We start from the raw sequence: 22731 nt of genomic DNA on the forward strand, positions 1-22731 counted from the left end.
CGTCGATGATTCACCATTTATGCGTAAAATTATTTCAGACCTGATTGCGCAGGATGAATCTTTCATGATCGCGGGCACAGCAACGAATGGTGTTGAGGCCATCGATCAAGTAAAGGCGCTTACGCCTGATGCAATCACCCTGGATGTGGAGATGCCGACGATGAATGGCATCGTAGCTCTCCAGAAGATTAAAGAGCAATATTCTACACCGGTCATCATGCTGTCGAGCCTAACGGAAGAAGGCAGACAGGAGACGATTTCCGCGCTAGAAAATGGAGCATTTGACTTTGTATGTAAACCAAGCCCGAGTGGAGGCAATCAAGATATCCATCAGGTTGGCCAAATGCTTCACGAAAAGCTTCATGCCGCGATACAAGCGGAAGAACGAAGACAAGTCTTACATAAGCTTGAACAGGAACTGAAAGAGAAGCAGGCACTAGCAACAGAGACCATGTCGAAACGTGTTGCCGCATCGAGAGAAGCAGACGCAAAGAGAGGTAGCAAAGTCTTAAAGCCTGAAGCAAAACGATCTCGCGAAGCGCTCACATCGAAGTATAATAGTAGTAAAGTTAAAGGTCCGGTAGAGGATAACAATCGACAGGATCAGTCATTGAAGGAATCCAAACGTATTCTCTCGAATCGGAGCAGCTCTACGATCAAAGAGCCAAGCAATAAGCCGGAGAAGCGCACGCTTCCACTTAAGAAAGATCATTTCCAATCTGCTGTTTCTATTGAAAAACCAGTACCTGTGGAAGCACCCAGCTACCTTGTGGACCGCAATAAGGAATCAAGAGGAACAACCTTTCAGGATCTTGTGGCAATTGGGACCTCGACTGGAGGGCCGCGTGCGCTTAAGGCGCTCTTATCAGAGCTTCCAGGCAACTTAGAAGCGCCAGTTGTTATTGTCCAGCATATGCCGCCGAACTTTACCAGGTCTCTTGCTCAACGGTTGAACTCTTACAGTGAGCTTGAGGTAAAGGAAGCGGAAGACGGCGATGTGCTGCGCGCAGGCTGTGCGTATTTGGCACCTGGCGGACAGCATATGGGCATAGTGAGAGACCATAGAGGCAATTATGTGATCGCCCTTAATCGTGATGAACCTTGCTCAGGTCATCGTCCATCTGTAGATAAATTGTTTGACTCTTTGCTTCCATTAAATAAGCTTGAGCGGCATCTCGTGCTTTTGACTGGCATGGGAAGCGACGGGGCAAAGATGATGAAGAAGCTGTATGATCATGGTGTTCATTCGACGTTTATTGAAAGTGAGCACACATGTGTAGTATACGGGATGCCACGAGCTGCTATGGAATTAGGCTGCGTCACTCATGTCGCACCGATCCAGTCTATGGCAGAGCAGATCGTACAAGCCATACATAAGGACTAAGGAAAGACAGAAAAGCATGTGAAGGAGTGTTCGAACTTGGATCTTAATCAGTATCTGTCCATGTTTTTGGATGAAGCGAACGACCACCTGCAAGCATTAAACGATAATATGATGGAGCTTGAGAATCAGCCTGGTGATGTCAGTATCGTACAGGTCATTTTCCGCTCAGCGCACACCCTGAAAGGGATGTCTGCAACTATGGGCTTTGAAGATCTTGCTTCTCTTACGCATGAAATGGAGAATGTACTTGATCTAGTACGCAATCATCAATTATCGATGGATGAATTCATCTTTGATACCTTGTTCAAAAGTTTAGATTCCTTGGAGGCAATGGTTGGCGATATTGCGAATGGTGGAGAAGGTAAGGCTGAAATCAGCTCGATCGTATCCTCCTTGCAGGCCATTGTTAAAGGAGATTACAACAAGGAGCAATCGGAAGCGGGCAAGGAAGAAGCGGCGAGCTTTGCTTCGGATGAGCGCTTGGATGAATTCCAGCTCAGCATCATGGAGCAGTCCATTGAAGCCGGTATGCAGGCAGCTTACATGAAGGTTACGTTAAGAGAGGACTGTGTATTAAAGGCAGCCCGTGCCTATATGGTTTTTCAAGCCTTAGGAGAGCAAGGTGAGATTGTTAAATCTACGCCACCTGCGCATGAGATTGAGCAGGAGCAGTTTGATCAATCATTCTCGATTTATGTGGTAACAACACAGTCTATTGAGGAGATCAAGCATGCAGCGGAGCAGGTATCCGAGGTTGAACTTGTTGAGATTCAAGCCTTAACAACGGAGTCGCTGAAAAGCTGGAATGAGCAAATTCAAGCGGTTTCGGCTTCTAAGCAAGAGGTTGCAGCAGCTTCAGCTACAGTGGAGAAGCCGGTCGAGGCCAAAGAATCAGCACCGACGAAGAAGCCGACTGAAGCAGCCAAGAAGAATCCAGCAGGTGCCCAGTCACAAGCGAAGGGGCAGCAGCACCGCACAATTCGTGTCGATATTGAGCGACTTGATGTGCTAATGAATCTACTAAGTGAGCTTCTCATCGATAGAGTTCGTTTAGAAGATTTGGCAGTAGACTTGAAATCTAATGCATTGACTGAAACCGTCGAGCATCTGGTTCGTGTAAGCAGCGATCTGCAAAGCATCGTATTAAAACTGCGCATGGTGCCAATCGATACCGTATTCAATCGATTCCCGCGCATGGTACGTGACTTGGCTAAATCACTGGATAAGAAAGTCGATTTCTTGATTTCAGGGGCAGAGACAGAACTCGACCGTACGGTTATTGATGAGATCGGGGACCCACTCGTTCACTTGCTCCGTAATGCGATCGACCATGGTCAGGAATCAACGATCGAGCGAATCGAAGCGGGCAAGCCAGAGACCGGAACGGTTCATTTGCGCGCTTATCAAAGCGGTAATCATGTCTTTATTGAGATTGAAGACGATGGAAAAGGCATTAACCGTGAGAACGTACTGAAAAAGGCGATCAAAAATGGCATGATGAGCGAGGATCAGGCTAAGCTGCTTACCGATGAGCAGGTATACATGTTGTTATTCAGTTCGGGCTTCAGTACTGCCGAACAAGTATCGGACATTTCTGGCCGTGGGGTAGGACTTGATGTTGTAAGATCTAAGATCGCGTCCTTGGGCGGGGAAGTAGTCGTCAAATCAACGTTCGGCAAAGGGACAACCTTTATCGTGCAGCTTCCATTGACACTATCCATTCTATCCGCGATGTTGTTCCGCCTAGGCGATGAGAAGTATGCTATTCCGCTTACTTCTATTGTGGAAACAGGACTTGTTAACAAAAAGGATATTCGCAATATTCATGGCGGTATTCGCATGATTAATTATCGTGATAGTGTCATCCCTCTTGTATCCTTGAGCACATTGTTTGCATGCCCATCCTATTCGGACATGGACGAGGAAGAGACAGAGATTATTATCATTCGCAAAGGCGAGCGCTTAGCTGCGCTTGCAATAGATGATTTTATAGGGCAAAACGAAATTGTATTGAAGCCGCTTGGTAACTACCTGGGTTCGGTGCAAGGCATTTCAGGCGCTACGATTCTAGGTGACGGTCAAGTTGCACTTATTGTCGATCCAAGCACGCTAATCCAATCCTAATGGAGGAATGAACATGTCAGAGGAAATGAAAGTCGTCGTTTTTAAGCTTGCGCATGAAGAATACGGAATCGAAGTAGAGAAGGTAAAGACAATCGAGAGAATGATGCCGATCACGCGCGTTCCGAAAACGTACCATTTTATTAAAGGCGTTATTAATCTTCGCGGCATCGTTGTACCCGTTATGGAGCTTAGCGGACGCTTTGGTCTTCCGCAGGAGGCATATACAGATCAAACCCGTATCATCATTGTACAGGTTGGCGAGATGGAGATTGGGTTCATTGTCGACTCTGCCAACGATGTTATCGATATTCAAGAAGATAAGATCGAGCCTGCGCCTGAGGTTGTCGGAGGAATTCAAGCGAGATACCTTCGTGGTGTAGCGAAGATTAGTGAGGAACGCTTGCTTATTCTCTTGAATCTAGCAGAAGTTCTTCGCAAAGACGAGATTGTAAACCTAGAACAATTAGAGGTATAGGACCGTGGGTTTCTTTGAGAGCTTAGGCGAATTCAAATTAGATGTGCTTCGAGAAATTGGTAACATCGGAGCAGGCCATGCAGCCACCGCCTTGTCGCGTCTATTGGACCGTCCTGTCGATATGGATGTTCCAAAGGTAAGATTGCTGCCATTCGAGCAGATTGCTGACGAGGTGGGTGGAGCCGAACAGGTCGTCATCGCCATTTACTTTCGAGTAGAGGGTGATGCGCCTGGTCACTTATTCTTTATGTTTGAGCTGGAGCCTGCAAGACGTTTGTTATCTGATCTATTGAACGTAAAAATAGAAGATGAGGACTGCTTTAGTGATATGGACATTTCCGCTCTTTCCGAGATTGGAAACATTCTAGCAGGTTCTTACTTATCGTCTCTCGCTGACTTTACTCATCTGACCATGACTCCTACAGTGCCTCAGCTTGCAATCGACATGGCCGGGGCGGTATTGAACTATGGACTTATTCAATATGGGGAAATGGGAGATTGTGCGTTATTCATTGACACGAAATTTTTGCAAGAATATCGAGACATCCAGGGAACGTTCTTCTTAATCCCTGATCCAGATTCATTTGGGAAAATATTCGCAGCTTTGGGAGTGCCTACGGAATGATAGAGGATAACAACGTTGTGAAGGTCGGCATGGCTGACCTGAACATATGTATGAGCGGATCCATTCGAACAACAGGACTCGGCTCCTGTGTTGGGGTAACGCTGTACGATCCGATAACGAAGATTGGTGGACTTGCCCACGTTATGCTTCCAAGCTCGGACATTGCAAGAGAAGGGTCTGTTAATCTAGCCAAGTATGCTGATACGGCAATTCCTGAACTGGTTTCTCGCATGGTCGAAGCTGGAGCTCATCCAGCTCGACTTCTTGCCAAGATGGCAGGAGGAGCGCAGATGTTTGCCTTTTCCTCACAGCATGAATCGATGAGAATTGGACCAAGGAATGTGGAATCATGCAAGGATATGCTTCAGAGACTCAACATTCCCATTCAAGCAGAAGATACAGGTGGCAATTACGGTCGAACAATAGAAATGTTTTGCTGCGATGGACGACTCCATATTCGCAGCGTACAAAAGGGAACGAAGGATCTATGATGATTGGAACAATACGTTGGAATCTCGTGATGGCGTCACTTGGGTTTGTTATTACAACATTAGTCTCCGTTAGCTCGAATCTATGGTCTACGAGTCTAATTAGAGGGTTGATCGCAGGTGCAATTTGGTTTGCACTAGGTTTCTTGATCCGCCTTGCAGCAGGCATTCTTAAGTCGCCTGAGCAGGGAAGGCTAGAATATCAATCAACAGTAGATACAAAGAGCACCAGTGGATATAACGTGGATTTGTCCACACCTGATGAGACAGATACATTAAAGGATTTGCTAAGAAACACACCAACTGAAAATGAGCCTAAGGCAGTTTCGCATGAAGAGCAGGAAATCAAATTCGAACCGTTGACTCCTCCTAGATTCGTGTCTAAGCTGCCAGAAGATGGCGAGCAATTGGCACAGGCCGTCCGTCATATGGCTAAAGAGTAAGGAGGAAAGTGATCGGTGAGCGTACAAAAGAAAACGACTTGTTCTCACTTTGAGTTGTGGGTCCAATGGAAAGAGCATCATGATGTTGAAGCGAAAAAGAGATTAATAGAACTGTATCTGCCGATCGTAGATTTTGTATCCAATCGCTTAGCAGCTGGATTGCCACGAAATGTATCCAAAGAGGACCTAACAAGTAATGGTGTGCTGGGCCTGATTGACGCCATTGAGAAGTTTGACTACTTGCGAGGGCTTCAATTTGAGACCTATGCCTCCTGGCGGATTAGAGGATCCATTTTAGACTCGCTTCGTTCTGGAGACTGGGTGCCTAGATCTGTGAGAGAAAAGGCGAAAAAAATTGAGGAAGCTTATCAGGTGCTCGAACAGCAATATTTGCGTTCTGTATCCGATGCAGAGATGAGTGAGTATTTAGAAGTATCCGAGAAAGAATTCCGTACGATGGTTCAGGATGTGTCGATTATGACGCTGTGCTCTCTTGAGGATCCTATCCGAGAAGAAGAATCGGAGATGCGAATCTCGGTTTTAGTTGACGAAACCGCAAAAAACCCTGAATATAAAGTCAATGAACATTTTCTCAAATCTTCTCTTGTTGAAGCGATAGATAAGCTAACAGAGAAAGAGCGAACAGTTGTCTCTTTATTTTATTATGAAGATTTATCCTTAAGCGAGATTGCAGAAGTGATGAGCTTGTCACCATCTCGTATCTCGCAGCTGCATTCGAAAGCAATTCTGCGCTTGCGCTCCGTGTTAGAGAAGAATAAGGCGATGCTGATGGAAGCGTAAGCGTTGTTTATGATAGTGTCTTATGATCGATAAGTTGGGGGGGACGGCCATGAGCACGACGATGATGCTGGAGCAATACCTAGAAGTGAGCTTATCCGAAGATAAAATGACTGCGTATTTACATATCAATGACGTGGACCAGAATGTTCAGTTCACAGAAGATCAGTTGGAGCAATTCCTTAAGAGCAGCCAAGTTCAATATGGTTTGAAGCAAGAGGTGCTGCGTGAGATTGCGCGGCGCCCGCTTCTATATATGAAAGAACCCGTCGTAGTTGCAACTGGGCAGCAGCCTGTTGACGGCGTTGATGGCAAGATTGAAGTCCTGATGTCTTTAGCTGGGGGAACAAGACCACTAGAGCAAGAGGATGGAAGCGTTGATCTTAAGGAGATCCAGCAGTTGAACAACGTTACGCGTGGGCAGCGCATTGCGGTGCGTACGCCTGCTGCGCCAGCAAGACCAGGCACCAATGTGCGTGGAGAGGCAGTAAAGGGACGAGACGGTAAGGAAGCACGATTTAAGCTTGGCAAAAATGTTGTCACAGATGGAGAAGCAGTTGCAGCTTATGCTGCCATCGATGGACTGATTGTGAAGACAGAGGGCGATAAGCTTAATGTGTTCCCTGTGTATGAAGTGAATGGAGATGTAGACTACAGAACGGGCAATATTGACTTCGTGGGCACTGTTGTCGTAAGAGGCAATGTGCTGACGGGATTTAGAATCAAAGCAGCGGGCGATATTCGGGTCATTGGCGGTGTCGAAGGGGCGCAGATGGAAGCTCAGGGCTCTATTGAAATAACAGGCGGCGTTATCGCAGCGCATAAAGGCAGTATACAAGCCGGACAGCAAATCAAGTGCTCCTTCGTTCAAGAAGGGAACCTTATCGCAGGTACAGATGTCATCGTATCCCAAAGCATTATGCATTCAAATGTTCGCGCTTCCAAACAGGTGATTTGCAACGGTACGAAAGGCTTGATTGTAGGCGGCAAGATTCAAGCAGGCGAGAGGGTTGTAGCTCGTACAATCGGAAATAACACATCTACAGCGACCACGATCGAGGTAGGCGTGCTTCCTGAGCTTCGGAATGAGCTGACGGAGCTAAGACAGCAGTTTAGAGTGGCAAATGACAATCTCGATAAAACGGAAAAGGCGCTGAATTTGCTGGATAAGCTTGCTGCAGCAGGTGAGCTTAGCGAAGACAAGATGCAAATGAGACATAAACTGAATCTGACGAAGAAAAGCATCGTTCAGGAGCAAACAGATATCCGCGAGCGTATATTTGAACTAGAAAAAACATTGGAAGATTCAAATGATGCTCGAGTGGATGTGCATCAGCTCGTATATGGCGGAAGCAAGATGGTAATAGGGCGTTATACGCGATACGTAAAGGATGTCAACAAGCATGTTTCCTTCCGCTTTATTGATGGGGAGATCGCAATGGTATCCTTATAGTATTCTTCTTGCAGTATCCATGAGATTCAGCTAAAGAGGTGATCCCATGAATATGAAGCCGGTTGAACTGCAGATTGCGTTGCCTCGCACACAAGAAGTATCCAATCTTCATCAGCAAATGCAGCATCGCCTAATGGCAGATCAAAGCGTTTTAAATGAGCAGGCTGAGAAGTTGACAGAATCACTCCGTAAACGCAATGAGAAGCTGCAGGAATCTTCACAGGGGCGGATCCAAGACGAATCTAGGCAACAGCACTCTGCTCAAGAGCATGGGAAGCATGCTTCACACGAAGAGGAAGACAAAGGGAGTGACAAGGATACGACCGTGCCGGCTGTACATCCCTACAAAGGCAAACACATTGATTTTTCCGTTTAATCAAGACGCCGCTTATCCGTATCAACCGGGGAAGCGGCGTCAATAGCTATATGGAATGTAATCAGATTGAGGAGTGTAATATGAACGAACCATGGATGTATCTTGTACTATTAGGTGCAGTAATCATCGTATGTGGCTTGCTTAGGCCAAAAGTTGCAAATAACGCATTAGCGTTACGAGAAGAAATTGAAGATACTTTAGAGCACTATATTGAGGAAGTAGCAGAGGAGAACGAGAAGCTGCTGACCGTCGTGGAGCACATGAAGAAAGAGCAGGGCTTTCGAGATGAGGCGCTGCGCAAGCGAATGGATATGCTTGAAAGCTCGCTTCATCATCTTACAGAGAAGCAGCAGCTCCAAAACCATCATGTGGAGCATCGATTGACAAGCATGCAGCAGCAATCGGATCAAACAGCAAGCTTATCTGCGGCTCATACAGAACTCCCTTTGACCAGTGAAGAGCGGTCGAAGCACCCTGATGAGGTGGAAGTAGGCATATCTAGCAAGGCAACAGATGAAGCGCCTAGCCATCTAGATCATAATGAGGAACCTATCTCAATACGCAAGCGCTACGAGCCTATTTTTGCATTGTTGGATGAGGGGTGCTCCAGTAGCGACATCGCCTCTAAGCTTCAGCTTCCTCATGGTGAGGTGGAAGTCATTATACAGCTAGGACGTCAGGAGGAGCAGCGTGTTCAAAAATCGTGAATTTCTGATAGGCCTTGGCGCAGGAATGATTATTGGCGTCCTGCTGCTTCAAATGATCTTAATTGGTCAACAGCAAACAAGAACGCCTTTAACCGAGACTGAACTGCAGCAGGAAGCTGCTAGGCAAGGCTATGATTTAGTATCAAAGGAAACGAAAATAACCGATAAAGAAAAGCCTAGTGCTCCTTCTAAATGAAATAGGAGAAAAGAAGTTGCATGCTTTAGGCTGTTATGGTATATTAGTTGACGGTGTTAATGACACACGCCGATTAATTTCGTCATGGGTGCTTGCTGTCGTGGGTAACTGTGCGGTAAGTCATGACGGGAGATGACATTGGCGGAGGAAAACTAACCATATTAGGAGGTGTAGTGAAGATGGCAGTTATCTCCATGAAACAGCTTCTTGAAGCTGGTGTACACTTCGGTCACCAAACACGTCGTTGGAATCCGAAAATGGACAAATATATCTTCACAGAACGTAACGGTATTTACATTATTGATTTGCAAAAGACAGTTAAAAAAGTAGAAGAGGCTTACAACTTCGTGAAGTCCATCGCAGCTGATGGCGGCACAATGTTGTTCGTTGGAACAAAGAAGCAAGCTCAAGATTCCGTTAAGGAAGAAGCTGAGCGTTGCGGCATGTACTTCATCAACCAACGTTGGTTGGGTGGTACATTGACTAACTTTGAAACGATCCAAAAACGCGTTGATCGTTTGAAGAGCCTTGAAAGAATGGAAGAGGACGGAACTTTCGAAGTATTGCCGAAGAAAGAAGTTATCATTCTTCGCAAAGAGAAAGAGCGTCTTGAGAAATTCTTGGGCGGTATCAAGAACATGAAAGAATTGCCAAGCGCATTGTTCGTTATCGACCCACGCAAAGAACGTATCGCAGTAGCTGAAGCTCGCAAATTGGGTATCCCAATTGTAGGTATCGTTGATACAAACTGTGATCCAGATGAGATCGATTATGTGATCCCTGGTAACGACGATGCAATTCGCGCTGTTAAATTGCTTACTTCTAAGATGGCTGAAGCTATCATGGAAGGCAACCAAGGCGAAGAAGCAGCGGTTGAAGCTTAAGTTATAGAATTGAAATGACAAAAGGGTGGTAGGCAGGTGTTTCACCGCTCGCCGCCCTTTTTTTAGCGATATGAAGCAGTATATTTGAATGAAGCCTTTTTAATAATAAGGCATTCAATAACAAGTTGGAGGGACTATAGAATGGCAATTTCCGCAGCTCAAGTTAAAGAACTACGCGAAAAAACAGGTGCTGGCATCCTTGATGCGAAAAAAGCATTGGAAGAAGCAAATGGTGATTTGAACAAAGCAGCTGAGATTCTTCGTGAGAAAGGTCTTGCTGCAGCAGCTAAGAAAGCTGACCGCATTGCTACAGAAGGCGCAGTTCAATCCTACATCCACGCTGGTGGCCGTATCGGTGTATTGGTAGAGATCAACTGTGAAACAGACTTCGTTGCGAAGACAGATCAATTCCAAGAGTTTGCTCGTGACATTGCTATGCATATCGCAGCATCTGCTCCTAAGTATATCCGTCGCGAAGAAGTTCCTACAGATGAATTGGAAAAAGAAAAAGAAATTCTTAAGGCTCAAGCGCTTAACGAAGGCAAGCCTGAGAAAATCGTTGAAAAAATGGTTGAAGGCCGCATCAGCAAATACTATGAAGAAATTTGCTTGATGGAGCAATCCTTCATCAAAGATCCGGACAAAACAATCGATCAATTGTTGAACGAAAAAGTTGCAGCAATTGGTGAAAATATCTCTATCCGTCGCTTCGTTCGTTATGAGCTTGGTGAAGGCCTTGAGAAAAAACAAGATAACTTTGTTGAAGAAGTTATGGCGCAAGCGAAAATGTAATTGTAAAGTCAATTTAGACTTTCGCTCTGGCTAAACAGCGATCAACATACGCTTCTAAAAAAGTTGGAACACGTCGTGTTCCTTCTTTTTTAGCAGTTGTTTATGAAAAGTGGAGGGTATACATTGGAACAACCGGTTTATAAACGCATCGTATTGAAAGTTAGCGGAGAGTCGTTGGCAGGTCAGGCTGGGTACGGCATTGAGTCTGAAATGATCAATTCCATCGCAGAGCAAGTAAAAGAAGTTGTTGAACTTGGTGTGGAAGTAGCCATCGTTTGTGGTGGCGGTAACATCTGGAGAGGCATCGCAGGCAGCCAGAAAGGTATTGATCGTGGAACAGCAGACTATATGGGGATGCTCGCTACGGTAATGAACTCGCTAGCCTTGCAAGATGCGCTCGAACAAATCGGCGTACCTACTCGTGTGCAAACTTCGATTGCGATGCAGCAAATTGCTGAGCCATACATTCGTCGCCGCGCTATTCGTCACTTGGAGAAAGGCCGCGTCGTCATTTTTGCAGCGGGAACTGGGAACCCGTTCTTCTCGACGGATACGACTGCAGCGCTGCGTGCTGCGGAGATTGAGGCAGATGTGATTTTGATGGCTAAAAATAAAGTCGACGGAGTGTATTCTGCTGATCCGTTCAAAGAAGAAGATGCTGAGAAATTTGAGTCGCTTACGTACATGGAAGTATTGAATCGTAATCTTGGAGTAATGGACTCAACGGCAACCTCCCTTTGCATGGACAATAATATCTCGCTTGTTGTATTTGCTATTACAGAAAAAGGCAATATTAAACGTGTCGTGCTCGGTGAGAAGATCGGAACAACGGTGAAAGGAAGTGTAGAATAATGCCACAATCGGTGAAGAAAAATGCAGAAGAGCGCATGGATAAGGCGATCTCTTCGTTGAAACGTGAGCTGGCTACTCTTCGCGCAGGTCGTGCGAACCCTGCTTTATTGGATCGAATTCAAGTTGAATATTATGGAGCGATGACTCCTGTTAACCAGCTTGCAAATATTAATACGCCTGATCCGCGTACTATGATCATTCAGCCATGGGATAAAGCTTCGATTGGAGAAATTGAGAGAGCAATCTTGAAGTCCGATCTTGGACTTACTCCTGCTAATGATGGAACAGTCATTCGTCTGTCGATTCCTCCGCTTACAGAGGAGCGCCGCATGGAACTCGTTAAGCAAACGAAGAAATATGGCGAAGAAGCTAAGGTAGCAATCCGTAATATTCGTCGTGATGCTAACGATGATATCAAGAAGCTTGAAAAAACCGACATTTCAGAAGATGAGTCTCGTCGTCATCAAGATGACATTCAAAAGACGACAGACAAATTTATTGCTGAAGTTGACAAGGTATTAGCGTCGAAAGAAAAAGAAATCATGGAAGTGTAACAAAAAAACTTTTTCCTCGATTTATGCCCCTCCGAACGGTGGGGTTTATTGTCTTTTTGGTACTGAATGTCTATAGTAGAAGAAGGATTTTAAAGGTTCTATCACCGGGTTGGAGGAGACCGAATGATTAAGCGATTCCAAGAATGGTTGAAGGGAAGGCAGAATCGCCATACTACAGAACCGCTTCTTGAAAAGGATAACGTTCCATACCATGTTGCTGTGATTATGGATGGCAATGGGCGTTGGGCGAGTAAGCGTGGATTGCCCCGTGTTGCTGGTCATCATAGTGGAATGAAGGCAGTTAAACGTGTAACGATAGCTGCTAATGACCTAGGCATTAAGGTGTTGACCATGTATGCTTTCTCGACTGAGAATTGGAAACGTCCAAGAGATGAAGTGGATTTCTTGATGAAGCTGCCTCAACAATTTCTTGCCATTGAACTGGATGAACTCATTGAGAACAATGTGCAGGTGCGTATGATGGGATACCGCGAGGAGCTTCCTAGTCATACCATCGAAGCTCTTGAAGAAGCGGTTGAGAAGACAAAGCATAATACCGGTCTTATACTCAATTTTGCGCTTAATTATGGCGGGAAACGTGAACTGGTAGAAGGAATCAAAGAAATAGCTCGCGAGGTTCAAGAAGGGAAGCTTAGTCCAGATGAGATTGATGAAAGTACGATGGAATCACATCTTTTATCTCATGAATTGCCGCATCCCGATCTTCTTATTCGAACAAGTGGTGAACTGCGACTTAGCAATTTTATGTTATGGCAGATCGCTTATAGTGAGCTGTGGTTCACAGATGTATATTGGCCGGAGTTTACCGAACGGCACCTGAAAGAAGCGGTTGCTGAATACCAGCGCAGATCCCGTCGCTATGGTGGATTACAATAAGTTGGAGGATTAGTCTGTATGAAACAGCGCATCATTACAGGTGTTATCGCTGGCGGCTTATTTGCGATTCTTGTCTTTCTTGGCAATATCCCGTATGAACTATTAATGATTGCACTCGCTCTAATTGGTTTCTATGAATTTGCGCGCATGCATCATGCTAAGCCATTCGACATAGCATCTTTGCTTGGATATGTTTTGATCCTGTTATTGGTGGTTCCATGGGAGAAGTGGGGGATAGGCCTTCACTTATCATGGGAAACAGCTATATGGTTCATTATGTTTGGCTTATTAAGCATTACCGTTATATCGAAGAATCAAGTACCTATACAAGCGGTGTCTCAGCTGCTGCTGGGCTCGCTTTATATTGGAATAGGCTTTAAGTACATGTTGATCACACGGACCTATTCGGATAATGGTCTGTTTTGGACGATCCTTCTGTTTGCTGCGATATGGGCTTCCGATATCGGGGCTTATTTTACAGGGCGAGCTGTAGGCAAGCATAAGCTATGGCCTTCGATAAGCCCGAATAAGACGATTGAAGGTGCGATCGGTGGTGTGATATGCTCCCTTGTCGTCTGCATTATCGCGCTATTTATTAGACCGGACATGCTTAACATACCGCTGACCTTTGGGATCGGCCTTGCAGCTTCCGTTGTTGGACAAATGGGGGATTTAATCCAATCCGCATACAAGCGTGTCGTAGGAGTGAAGGATTCAGGAACACTGCTGCCAGGACATGGCGGTGTGCTTGATCGTTGTGACAGCTGGCTTATCGTATTCCCATTTGTTCATTTTATTGGACTGCTGACACTATAAGCTTACATTTATAGATTGAGGTGCACGCATGAAACGAATTTCCGTCTTAGGGTCAACAGGATCAATTGGTACTCAGACACTGAGTGTTGTCGAGAACCATCCTGACTCTTTTCAAATAGAGGCGTTAGCTGCTGGACGGAATGCTGAATTGCTTATCAAGCAAGTCCGCCGATTCAATCCTCGGCTTGTATCTGTTCAAGACAAAGAAACGGCAGATGCAGTGCGAGCGGCTCTCCCAGCTGGCACAAAGCTGGTATACGGAGATGAAGGGCTCATCGAAGCAGCGTCTTGTCAAGAAGCGGATACGGTTGTTACAGCTGTTGTAGGAAGTGTTGGACTGCGCTCTACGCTTGCAGCAATCGAACAGGGGAAGACGATAGGGCTTGCCAACAAAGAGACATTAGTTACGGCCGGACATCTTGTGACAGAGGCTGCTGATCGCCAAGGCGTATCGCTGATGCCGATAGATAGTGAGCACTCGGCGATCTTCCAAAGCTTAAATGGCGAGCCGCGTGCCGCCATAGACTCGATTACACTTACCGCATCGGGCGGGAGCTTCCGTGATCGAACGCGGGAAGAGCTTCGAGGTGTAACCGTGGAAGAGGCACTCAAGCATCCAAACTGGTCCATGGGGGCGAAAATTACGATTGACTCCGCCACGATGGCGAATAAAGGTCTTGAAGTCATTGAAGCCCGTTGGCTGTTCGGACTTGATTACGATCGTATTCATGTATTGATTCATCCGGAAAGCATTATTCATTCATATGTAGAATACGTAGATGGATCTATTATTGCTCAGATGGGTGTGCCTGATATGAGAGTGCCAATACAATATGCACTATCCTATCCAGAGCGCATGACTTCCCCTGCTGATCGCTTGAATCTCGCAAAGGTAGGCAAGCTAAACTTCCGGGAACTGGATATGACCAGATACCCTATGGTACGTTATGCTTATGAGAGTGGGCGATTGGGAGGAACGGCTACGACAGTGTTTAACGCTGCGAACGAAGTTGCGGTAGCTCGTTTCTTGCGAGGAGAGATATCGTTCCTTGATATTGAGCGTATTGTGGAGCAATCTCTATCTATGCATCAGGTGATCGCGAAGCCAACGCTCGAGATCATTCAAGAAACAGATAAAGAGATCAGGAAATATGCTTTGCAGTGCTAAAGATCGTAAGGGGTAATTGCAGAAACCTCCAAAGTTAGAAAAACGGGATTCTCTTGTGCCGAATCGGAGAATAATGATAATCTAGAAGACATATAGTGACCCGCAAGTGAAAAAGGAGGATGCTGCACTGTGCAAATGGTACAAGTCGTTTTCTTGACTGTGCTTGTGTTTTTCGTAATAGTTACGATCCACGAATGGGGACATATGATTTTTGCGAAGCGTGCGGGCATTCTTGTTCGTGAATTCGCCATCGGATTCGGTCCGAAGGTATTCTCATATGTGCGAGGGGAGACGCGATATACCCTTCGTTTGCTCCCTATTGGCGGGTTCGTTCGAATGGCTGGCGAGGATCCCGAAATGGTCGACTTGCAGCCGGGACAAACCATTGCGGTTAGGATAAAGGACGGTCAGGTAAACAAGCTTTATTTGGATCAGCTCGACTTGAGGAAGAATGTCATTCGTGGTGAGATTGAATCGTTGGATTTGGAAAAAGAGTTGAATCTCTCACTCATCGTTGACGAGGAAGTGATGAAGTATTCCGTTCATCCCCAAGCGATGATGGTCGTTAAAGGTCAAGACATTCAAATTGCGCCGCTTGACCGCCAATTCGGCAGCAAGACGGTGGGACAACGCGCACTGGCCATCTTTGCAGGCCCGCTTATGAACTTTATACTGGCATTTCTCCTGTTTGGCTTGTACATACAGCAAGTAGGTATGCCAGTGGATCATCCAACTTACGTTAAGGTTGGAGAAGTTACCGCAGGTATGCCGGCGGAAGCAGCCCAAATGAAAAAGGGAGATATCATTGACCAGGTGAACGGTGTCGCTATCGGTGGAGACCGGGAAAAGCTGATCAACATGATCGAGGCTTCTGAAGGTAAGCCAATGGATTGGGTTGTTACGAGAGATGGAGAGCAGATGAAGCTTTCGATAACCCCTGTGTCTGTAGAAGGACAAAAGGGTGGAAAAGTTGGTATCGCTCCGATTCTACCAACACGTACGGCTACGTTTGGCGAGACGGTGAAGTATGCGAGCAATGCGATGGTGACGATGACCAAGAACATCTTCGAGGGCTTTAAACAGCTTATCTTTGGTCAATTCAAATTGGATGACTTAGGCGGTCCTGTACGAACCTTTGAAGTCACAGGTCAATTTGCAAAGCAGGGCATCGATCAGCTTACGCTTTGGACAGCGATCCTAAGCTTGTACTTGGGTATTTTCAACCTGCTGCCCATTCCAGCTTTGGATGGAAGCCGACTTGTATTCTTAGGCTTAGAAGGCTTGAGAGGCAAGCCAATTGATCCAAACCGAGAAAGCATGGTTCATTTTATTGGCTTTGCCATGTTAATGCTGCTGATGCTGGCAGTAACATATAACGATATTTTGCGTTTAGTTAAAGGCTAACATCGGAATTGGCACATACAAACGATCGGGAGGAACTTGTTCGTCATGTCGAAGGAGAAACAATTTGTAACTGAGATTACGCCGCAGCATGAGGATTTCTCACGCTGGTATATTGATGCGATTAAGAAAGCGGACCTAATGGATTATTCACCGGTTCGCGGCTGTATCGTGTTCAAGCCAGACGGCTATGAAATTTGGGAGCATATTAAGGAAGAGCTCGACCGTCGTTTTAAGGAAACGGGTCACCGCAATGCTTACTTCCCAATGTTCATCCCAGAAAGCTTTTTCCAAAAGGAAAAGGAGCACGTTGAAGGCTTTAACCCAGAGCTTCCTTGGGTAACAGAAGCAGGCGGTGAGCCGCTTGAGGAGAAGCTTGCAATCCGTCCTACGTCGGAAACGATGATCGGACATATGTACTCCAAATGGATTCAATCCTACCGCGACCTTCCAGTATTGATCAATCAATGGGCGAACGTTGTGCGCTGGGAGAAGCGTACGCTTCCATTCCTTCGTACAAGTGAATTTCTCTGGCAGGAAGGACATACCGCACACGAGACGGAGCAGGAAGCTCGTGAAGAGACGATGCGCATGCTCGAGATCTATCGTGACTTTGTAGAAAACTATCTGGCTATTCCTGTCATTGTAGGTCAGAAGACACCATCTGAGAAATTCGCAGGTGCAGTGGATACGTACTCCATTGAAGCGATGATGAAGGATGGACGTGCCGTACAAGCGGGTACTTCTCATTATCTGGGCACGAACTTTGCCGTTGCTTTCGATATTCAATTCTTGGGTCGTGAAAATACGCAGGAATATGTGCATACGACATCCTGGGGCGTAAGCACACGCTTGATTGGATCCCTTATCATGGTTCACGGTGATGATAGAGGCTTGGTGCTTCCACCGAAGGTTGCTCCAACACAGGTGATCATGATTCCGATCGGACCAGCAAAGATGCGTGATCAAGTGATTGCTCGTGCTGATGAGCTGTTCTCAGAGCTAAAATCAGCAGGTATTCGCGTTCGCATGGACGACCGCAGCGACATGAGTCCTGGCTGGAAGTTCAATGAGTATGAGATGAGAGGCGTGCCTGTTCGTCTTGAAATTGGTCCTCGTGATATGGAAAATGGAGTATGTGTGCTCGTTTCACGTGTAACTGGGGAAAAACGTGTCGTAGAGCAAAGCAAGCTTGCTGAAGAAGTGAACAAGATGCTTGAGGATGTACATCAAGAGATGTATAATCGTGCTCTAGAGTTCCGTAAAGAGCACTTCTATTCCGTCGATACGATCGACGAAATGAAGGCTTTGATGGAAGAAAAGCGTGGTTTCACGATTGCTGGCTGGTGCGGCTCGCTTGCATGCGAGAAGCATGTAAAGGATGAGACGGGTGCAACAAGCCGTAACATTCCATTTGAGCCACAAGAAACGAAGAGCAAGTGCCTAGTGTGTGGGGAAGAAGCGAAGCATACAGTCATATTTGCACGCGCGTATTAAGGAATGTTCTCTATATGATTTAAAGCAAATATTTGTCGTGTGAGACAGCAGCAGACAGAAGATCGCAACCAAGCCTAAAGTGCTTGTTTCGGTTGGTTGATGATGAACCCCTAATTAGAGGAAGTATCTTAAGCTGAAAGAATCTTCTGTCTAGCTGATGCAAGCTTAACACGATAAAATGGTATTGATGATATAGAGGTTGCGTAAGAAGCATGGATGGAATGGCTTCCTGCATGAGAGATCATCCAACGACAATGGAGATAACTCACGAGCGGTAAGCCATTTTCTTTTAGAGGAGGGATTGGTGTAACGATGGAGGATCAAAGACAACGCTTTGAATTAATGATGAAACAAGTCGGGCTGCCTTCGGAGTTGATCAGCACCCATTTCCAGGATGGATGGATCCGTCAGGTAGAGACAAGCAGGTCGAATCGGGAATGGACGATCCATATCGGAAAGAAAAGTATCGTTCCTTCTGATGCCTATAGAACCTTCTGTTTAACGGTTCAGGATAAGCTGTCTCATATTGCAAAGATTCGCATCATCTTTCATTACGAAGATCATGTATCAGGCCAGGAAGTTGTGGAGGCCTATTGGCATTTGTTCGTGGAATGGGTGAAGCGCGAAGTCGCTTCCGTTAATGGTTGGCTGCACCGAGCAAAGGTTGAAGTCGAAAATGACCTTGTTACTCTGCTATTATCTGATGAGATGACTTTGAATCTTGCTAAGAAGAAGCAGATTGACGAATATTTGAAACGCTTCTATCAGACTTACTTCTCTAGAGAACTTCGTGTGCAGATGAAAGTAGGCAATGTGGATCATGAAGCCGTCGAATCGTTCCAGGAGAAGCTGGCTGAAGAAGAAAGACTGGCAGTGGCACAGCTGATGGCAGATGCTGAGCGCGAAGCTGCTGAACAGGCAGCCATAGAAGCCGGCAATGCGCCAGAGAAGCTCCAATTTGGGTATGAGATCAAGGATGATCCTTCTCCTATCATGAATATTCAAGAAGAAGAGAAGCGCATTACGGTACAGGGGACGGTATTCGGACTTGAAGTAAAAGAGCTCCGGAACGGCAGTACACTCTATACTTTTAATGTCACAGACTTTTCGGACTCGATCATGATCAAGATGTTCGGCAAGAACAAGGATGATGTATTGAAGCTGAATCTCATTTCCAATGGTAAATGGGTAAAGGCGCGCGGCCGTGTAGAGTACGATCGATTCATGATGACGCCAGAGTTGGTCATGATCGCTTCAGATATCCAAGAAGTGTCCGCTCCTCCTGAACGCCAAGATACAGCAGAGGAGAAGCGTGTCGAGTTTCATCTGCATACGACGATGAGCACAATGGACGCGGTTACGTCCGTTGACCAATATATCAAGCAAGCAGCGAAGTGGGGCCACAAGGCGATTGCGATTACAGACCACGCAAACGTTCAGTGCTATCCAGAGGCAGGCAAAGCAGGCAAAAAGCACGGGGTAAAGATCATTTACGGCCTTGAAGCAAATGTGGTGAATGATGATATCGCGGTTGTATTGAACCCTGATTCTCGTTCGCTTAAAGAATCGATCTACACCGTTTTCGATATCGAGACAACGGGTCTGTCCGTATCCAATAACAAAATCATTGAGCTTGCAGCAGTGAAGATGCAGGACGGTAAGGAAATTGATCGTTACAGCTCTTTTGTGGATCCCCATGAACGGATTCCATACCATATTCAGCAGCTTACGAATATTACAGATGATATGGTTCAAGGAGCGCCTGAAGTGGACGAGGTGCTGAAGAAGTTCGTTGAATTTGCCGGAGACAGCGTGCTTGTCGCTCACAATGCGCGATTTGATGTAGGCTTTATCCAGCATAATCTGAAGCTGCTTAGTCTTCCAGAGATGACCAACCCAGTGCTTGATACGCTTGAGCTTGCGCGGCTTCTTCACCCGACAATGAAGAACCATCGACTGAATACACTAGCTTCTAAATATAAAGTTGCCCTAGAGAGCCATCACCGTGCGATTGATGATACGATTGCGTTAGCAGGCATTCTAATCGGCTTGCTTAACGATGCGTATCAGCTCAAAGGTCTTGAGGAACTGCATCGCTTAAATGACTATGTGGGTCAGAACTTGCTTAGTGCGAGACCGTTCCACTGCAATATTTATGCGCTTGATCCTGTAGGCAAGAAGAACTTGTACAAGCTCGTTTCCATTTCCCATACAGAGCATTTCCATCGAGTGGCAACCATCCCTCGAAGTAAGCTTGTCGACTACCGCACAGGGCTTCTGGTCATGTCGGGCTGTGAGAAGGGTGAATTGTTCGAGACGGTACTGAACAAATCGCTTGAGGAAGCGGAGCGTGTCGCAGAATTCTATGATGTGTTAGAAATTCAACCGATCACGATGTACTTGCATCTCCTTGAAAAAGGATTGGTTGGTTCTAAAGCTGATATTGAGGATGCGTTAAAGAAAATTGTTGCAATAGGTGACAAGTTCGGTAAACCAGTAGTAGCCACAGGCAATGTGCACTACTTGAATCCAAGGGACAAGATGTTCAGGGATATTACGATTCATGGGATCACCGGCTTCAGTCCGCTTAAGGATATCCAGAAGCCAGACGCACATTTTAGAACAACGACAGAGATGCTGCAGGAATTCAGCTTCCTTGGCAAGGAAAAGGCTTATGAAGTGGTTGTGAAGAATACAAATGACCTTGCGGATCGCTTCGAGGAGATCGTGCTGTTCCCTGACAAGTTGTTTACGCCGATTATGGATGGTGCCGACGAGGAAATGAGGGAGACCTGCTACAATACCGCACGAGAGTTGTATGGCGATCCTATTCCAGAGATCGTGGTGAAGCGATTAGAAAAAGAGCTGGAGCCAATTATAAAATACGGATTCTCTGCGAACTATCTTATTTCGGAGCGCTTGGTTAAAAAGTCCAATGCCGATGGATACTTGGTTGGTTCGCGGGGATCAGTAGGTTCTTCTGTTGTAGCGACCTTCCTAGGCATCTCAGAGGTTAACCCGCTCCCTCCGCATTACTATTGTCCGAACAAAGAATGCAGGCATAGCGAGTGGTTTACAGACGGAAGCGTTCCGAGTGGATTTGACCTGCCGAACAAGAACTGTCCTAAGTGCGGCACAAAGATGAAGGGCGAAGGCCAGGATATTCCGTTTGAAACGTTCCTTGGCTTTAAAGGGGACAAGGTTCCGGATATTGACTTGAACTTCTCGGGTGAGTACCAGCCGGAAGCTCACAATTTTACGAAGGTCATGTTCGGTGAGAAAAGCGTATTCCGTGCAGGCACCATCGGTACGGTTGCAGAGAAGACCGCATTTGGCTTTGCGAAAAAGTACGAGGAAGATTACCAAAAGAAATGGCGCGGAGCAGAGCTTAATCGGCTCGCCGCTGGCTGTACGGGTGTCAAGCGGAGCACAGGTCAGCATCCGGGCGGTATCGTGGTCGTGCCTGATTATATCGAGGTTGAAGATATAACGCCTGTGCAGTATCCTGCAGACGATACATCTGCAGAGTGGAAAACAACTCACTTTGATTACCATGCCTTCGATGCGAATCTGTTGAAGCTTGATATTCTGGGCCACGATGATCCGACGATGATGCGGATGCTTCAGGACCTTACGGGTGTGGACCCAACGTCGATTCCGATGAATGATCCGAATGTGATGAGTCTGTTCAATTCCACTACTCCGCTTAAGGTTACGCCGGAACAAATCCGTACACCGGTTGGAACGTACGGCATTCCGGAGATGGGAACCCGCTTCGTTCGCCAGATGCTGGTAGAAGCTCAGCCTTCGACCTTTGCCGACTTGCTTCAGATCTCCGGGTTGTCTCATGGTACTGGAGTATGGCTCGGCAATGCGCAGGATTTGATTAAAAACGGCGTATGTACAATCAAAACCGTTATCGGTTGTCGTGACGAGATCATGCTTTATTTGATCTACAAAGCGGGAATGGAAGCTGGACTCGCCTTTAAGATCACAGAAAGTGTTCGTAAAGGGAAGGGGCTCTCCCAAGAATGGATCGACGAGATGAAGAACTGCAATGTACCGCAGTGGTATATTGATTCCTGCTTGAAGATCCAGTACATGTTCCCGAAAGCCCATGCGGCTGCTTATGTCATCTCTGCGGTTCGCACCGCTTATTACAAGATTTATCATCCGATCGAGTTCTACGCAACCTACTTTACCGTACGCGCAGAGGACTTTGATATCGAGTTGTGCTGCCAAGGATACGATGCTATCGGCAAGAAGATCGATGAGATTGAGGCAAAGGGCTTCCAAGCAACGACAAAGGAAAAGAATATGATTGCGATTCTTGAGATGGCGCTTGAAATGACCGCGCGTGGCTTCAGCTTCAAGACGATTGAACTGTATCGTTCAGAAGCAAGCAGCTTCCTTGTGGATGGAGATTCCTTGATTCCGCCATTCTCCGCTGTCCAGGGGATAGGGGAGAATGCGGCGAAGAATATTGCAGCTGCAAGAGAAGATGGAGAGTATTTATCTATTGAAGATTTCCAAAAGCGCTCAAAAGCATCGAAAACGATTGTAGAGCTGCTTACTCAGATGGGATGCTTCCGCGGATTGCCTGAATCGAACCAGCTCTCTCTTTTCTAACACGTGGTCTAACGCCGTTTTAGTGTTAAGGTGACGCCCTTGCCATTTGTCAACTGGCTATGCTATAATTTTATGGTAATCATGTGGATACATCCGTTGCGAAAGAGTGGGGAAACCCACTCTTTCATGTTTGCATCCGACTTATTGGGGCAGCATCGTCACGGATTACAAC

Annotated in this window: 21 protein-coding genes; all 21 read left to right on the forward strand. The window is 46.3% G+C overall.

Features of this window, described 5'->3' with window-relative positions; all coding sequences use genetic code 11:
- On the forward strand, positions 1-1384 hold a 1384-nt coding region (locus I2H74_RS08300; RefSeq protein WP_195573199.1), incomplete at its 5' end, for a protein-glutamate methylesterase/protein-glutamine glutaminase.
- 36 nt (positions 1385-1420) lie between these two features.
- Complete coding sequence (locus I2H74_RS08305; RefSeq protein ID WP_195573201.1) at positions 1421-3508, forward strand: chemotaxis protein CheA; 2088 nt, start codon at positions 1421-1423, stop codon at positions 3506-3508.
- A 13-nt stretch (positions 3509-3521) separates the two neighbouring features.
- Positions 3522-3983, forward strand: coding sequence for a chemotaxis protein CheW (locus tag I2H74_RS08310; protein WP_195573202.1), 462 nt, complete (start codon positions 3522-3524; stop codon positions 3981-3983).
- 4 nt (positions 3984-3987) lie between these two features.
- Positions 3988-4608: a chemotaxis protein CheC gene (locus I2H74_RS08315; RefSeq protein WP_195573204.1), complete on the forward strand. Its 621-nt coding sequence runs from the start codon at positions 3988-3990 to the stop codon at positions 4606-4608.
- Complete coding sequence (locus I2H74_RS08320) at positions 4605-5099, forward strand: chemotaxis protein CheD (RefSeq protein WP_195573206.1); 495 nt, start codon at positions 4605-4607, stop codon at positions 5097-5099. Before I2H74_RS08315 ends, I2H74_RS08320 begins: the two co-directional genes overlap by 4 nt.
- The gene (locus tag I2H74_RS08325) at positions 5096-5539 is read left to right on the forward strand and encodes a hypothetical protein (RefSeq protein WP_229106457.1); all 444 of its coding nucleotides are present in this window, start codon (positions 5096-5098) and stop codon (positions 5537-5539) included. Before I2H74_RS08320 ends, I2H74_RS08325 begins: the two co-directional genes overlap by 4 nt.
- A gap of 15 nt (positions 5540-5554) precedes the next feature.
- Positions 5555-6340 (forward strand): FliA/WhiG family RNA polymerase sigma factor, encoded by a 786-nt coding sequence (locus tag I2H74_RS08330; RefSeq protein ID WP_195573208.1) that lies wholly within the window; start codon positions 5555-5557, stop codon positions 6338-6340.
- A gap of 49 nt (positions 6341-6389) precedes the next feature.
- Positions 6390-7790 (forward strand): DUF342 domain-containing protein, encoded by a 1401-nt coding sequence (locus I2H74_RS08335; protein WP_195573210.1) that lies wholly within the window; start codon positions 6390-6392, stop codon positions 7788-7790.
- A 46-nt stretch (positions 7791-7836) separates the two neighbouring features.
- The gene (locus I2H74_RS08340; RefSeq protein WP_195573211.1) at positions 7837-8166 is read left to right on the forward strand and encodes a hypothetical protein; all 330 of its coding nucleotides are present in this window, start codon (positions 7837-7839) and stop codon (positions 8164-8166) included.
- Between the two features lie 80 nt (positions 8167-8246).
- A complete protein-coding gene (locus I2H74_RS08345; protein ID WP_195573213.1) occupies positions 8247-8873 on the forward strand; it encodes a hypothetical protein in 627 nt (208 codons plus the stop codon).
- Positions 8857-9069: a hypothetical protein gene (locus I2H74_RS08350; RefSeq protein WP_195573215.1), complete on the forward strand. Its 213-nt coding sequence runs from the start codon at positions 8857-8859 to the stop codon at positions 9067-9069. Before I2H74_RS08345 ends, I2H74_RS08350 begins: the two co-directional genes overlap by 17 nt.
- Positions 9070-9248: 179 nt before the next feature.
- Positions 9249-9953 (forward strand): 30S ribosomal protein S2, encoded by a 705-nt coding sequence (gene rpsB, locus I2H74_RS08355; protein WP_195573217.1) that lies wholly within the window; start codon positions 9249-9251, stop codon positions 9951-9953.
- 141 nt (positions 9954-10094) lie between these two features.
- Complete coding sequence (gene tsf / locus I2H74_RS08360) at positions 10095-10745, forward strand: translation elongation factor Ts (protein WP_195573462.1); 651 nt, start codon at positions 10095-10097, stop codon at positions 10743-10745.
- 123 nt (positions 10746-10868) lie between these two features.
- Positions 10869-11597, forward strand: a complete 729-nt coding sequence (gene pyrH, locus I2H74_RS08365; protein ID WP_195573219.1) for a UMP kinase — start codon at positions 10869-10871, stop codon at positions 11595-11597.
- On the forward strand, positions 11597-12151 hold the full coding sequence (gene frr, locus I2H74_RS08370) for a ribosome recycling factor (RefSeq protein WP_195573221.1): 555 nt from the start codon (positions 11597-11599) through the stop codon (positions 12149-12151). Before pyrH ends, frr begins: the two co-directional genes overlap by 1 nt.
- A 123-nt stretch (positions 12152-12274) precedes the next feature.
- Positions 12275-13048, forward strand: a complete 774-nt coding sequence (locus I2H74_RS08375; protein ID WP_195573223.1) for an isoprenyl transferase — start codon at positions 12275-12277, stop codon at positions 13046-13048.
- Between the two features lie 18 nt (positions 13049-13066).
- Positions 13067-13864 carry a phosphatidate cytidylyltransferase gene (locus I2H74_RS08380; protein WP_195573225.1) on the forward strand — a complete coding sequence of 266 codons (798 nt, stop codon included), beginning with the start codon at positions 13067-13069 and terminating at the stop codon, positions 13862-13864.
- A gap of 28 nt (positions 13865-13892) precedes the next feature.
- Positions 13893-15032, forward strand: coding sequence for a 1-deoxy-D-xylulose-5-phosphate reductoisomerase (locus I2H74_RS08385; RefSeq protein WP_195573227.1), 1140 nt, complete (start codon positions 13893-13895; stop codon positions 15030-15032).
- Positions 15033-15161: 129 nt separating this feature from the next.
- On the forward strand, positions 15162-16436 hold the full coding sequence (gene rseP, locus I2H74_RS08390; RefSeq protein ID WP_195573229.1) for an RIP metalloprotease RseP: 1275 nt from the start codon (positions 15162-15164) through the stop codon (positions 16434-16436).
- A gap of 45 nt (positions 16437-16481) precedes the next feature.
- Entirely contained in the window at positions 16482-17930 is a 1449-nt protein-coding gene (gene proS / locus I2H74_RS08395) for a proline--tRNA ligase (protein WP_195573231.1), read from the forward strand.
- 312 nt (positions 17931-18242) lie between these two features.
- Positions 18243-22559: a PolC-type DNA polymerase III gene (locus I2H74_RS08400; RefSeq protein WP_195573233.1), complete on the forward strand. Its 4317-nt coding sequence runs from the start codon at positions 18243-18245 to the stop codon at positions 22557-22559.
- The last annotated feature ends 172 nt before the right edge of the window (positions 22560-22731 follow it).

The organism is Paenibacillus sp. 1001270B_150601_E10 (assembly GCF_015558675.1).
In the GTDB taxonomy this organism is placed as follows: domain Bacteria; phylum Bacillota; class Bacilli; order Paenibacillales; family Paenibacillaceae; genus Paenibacillus_B.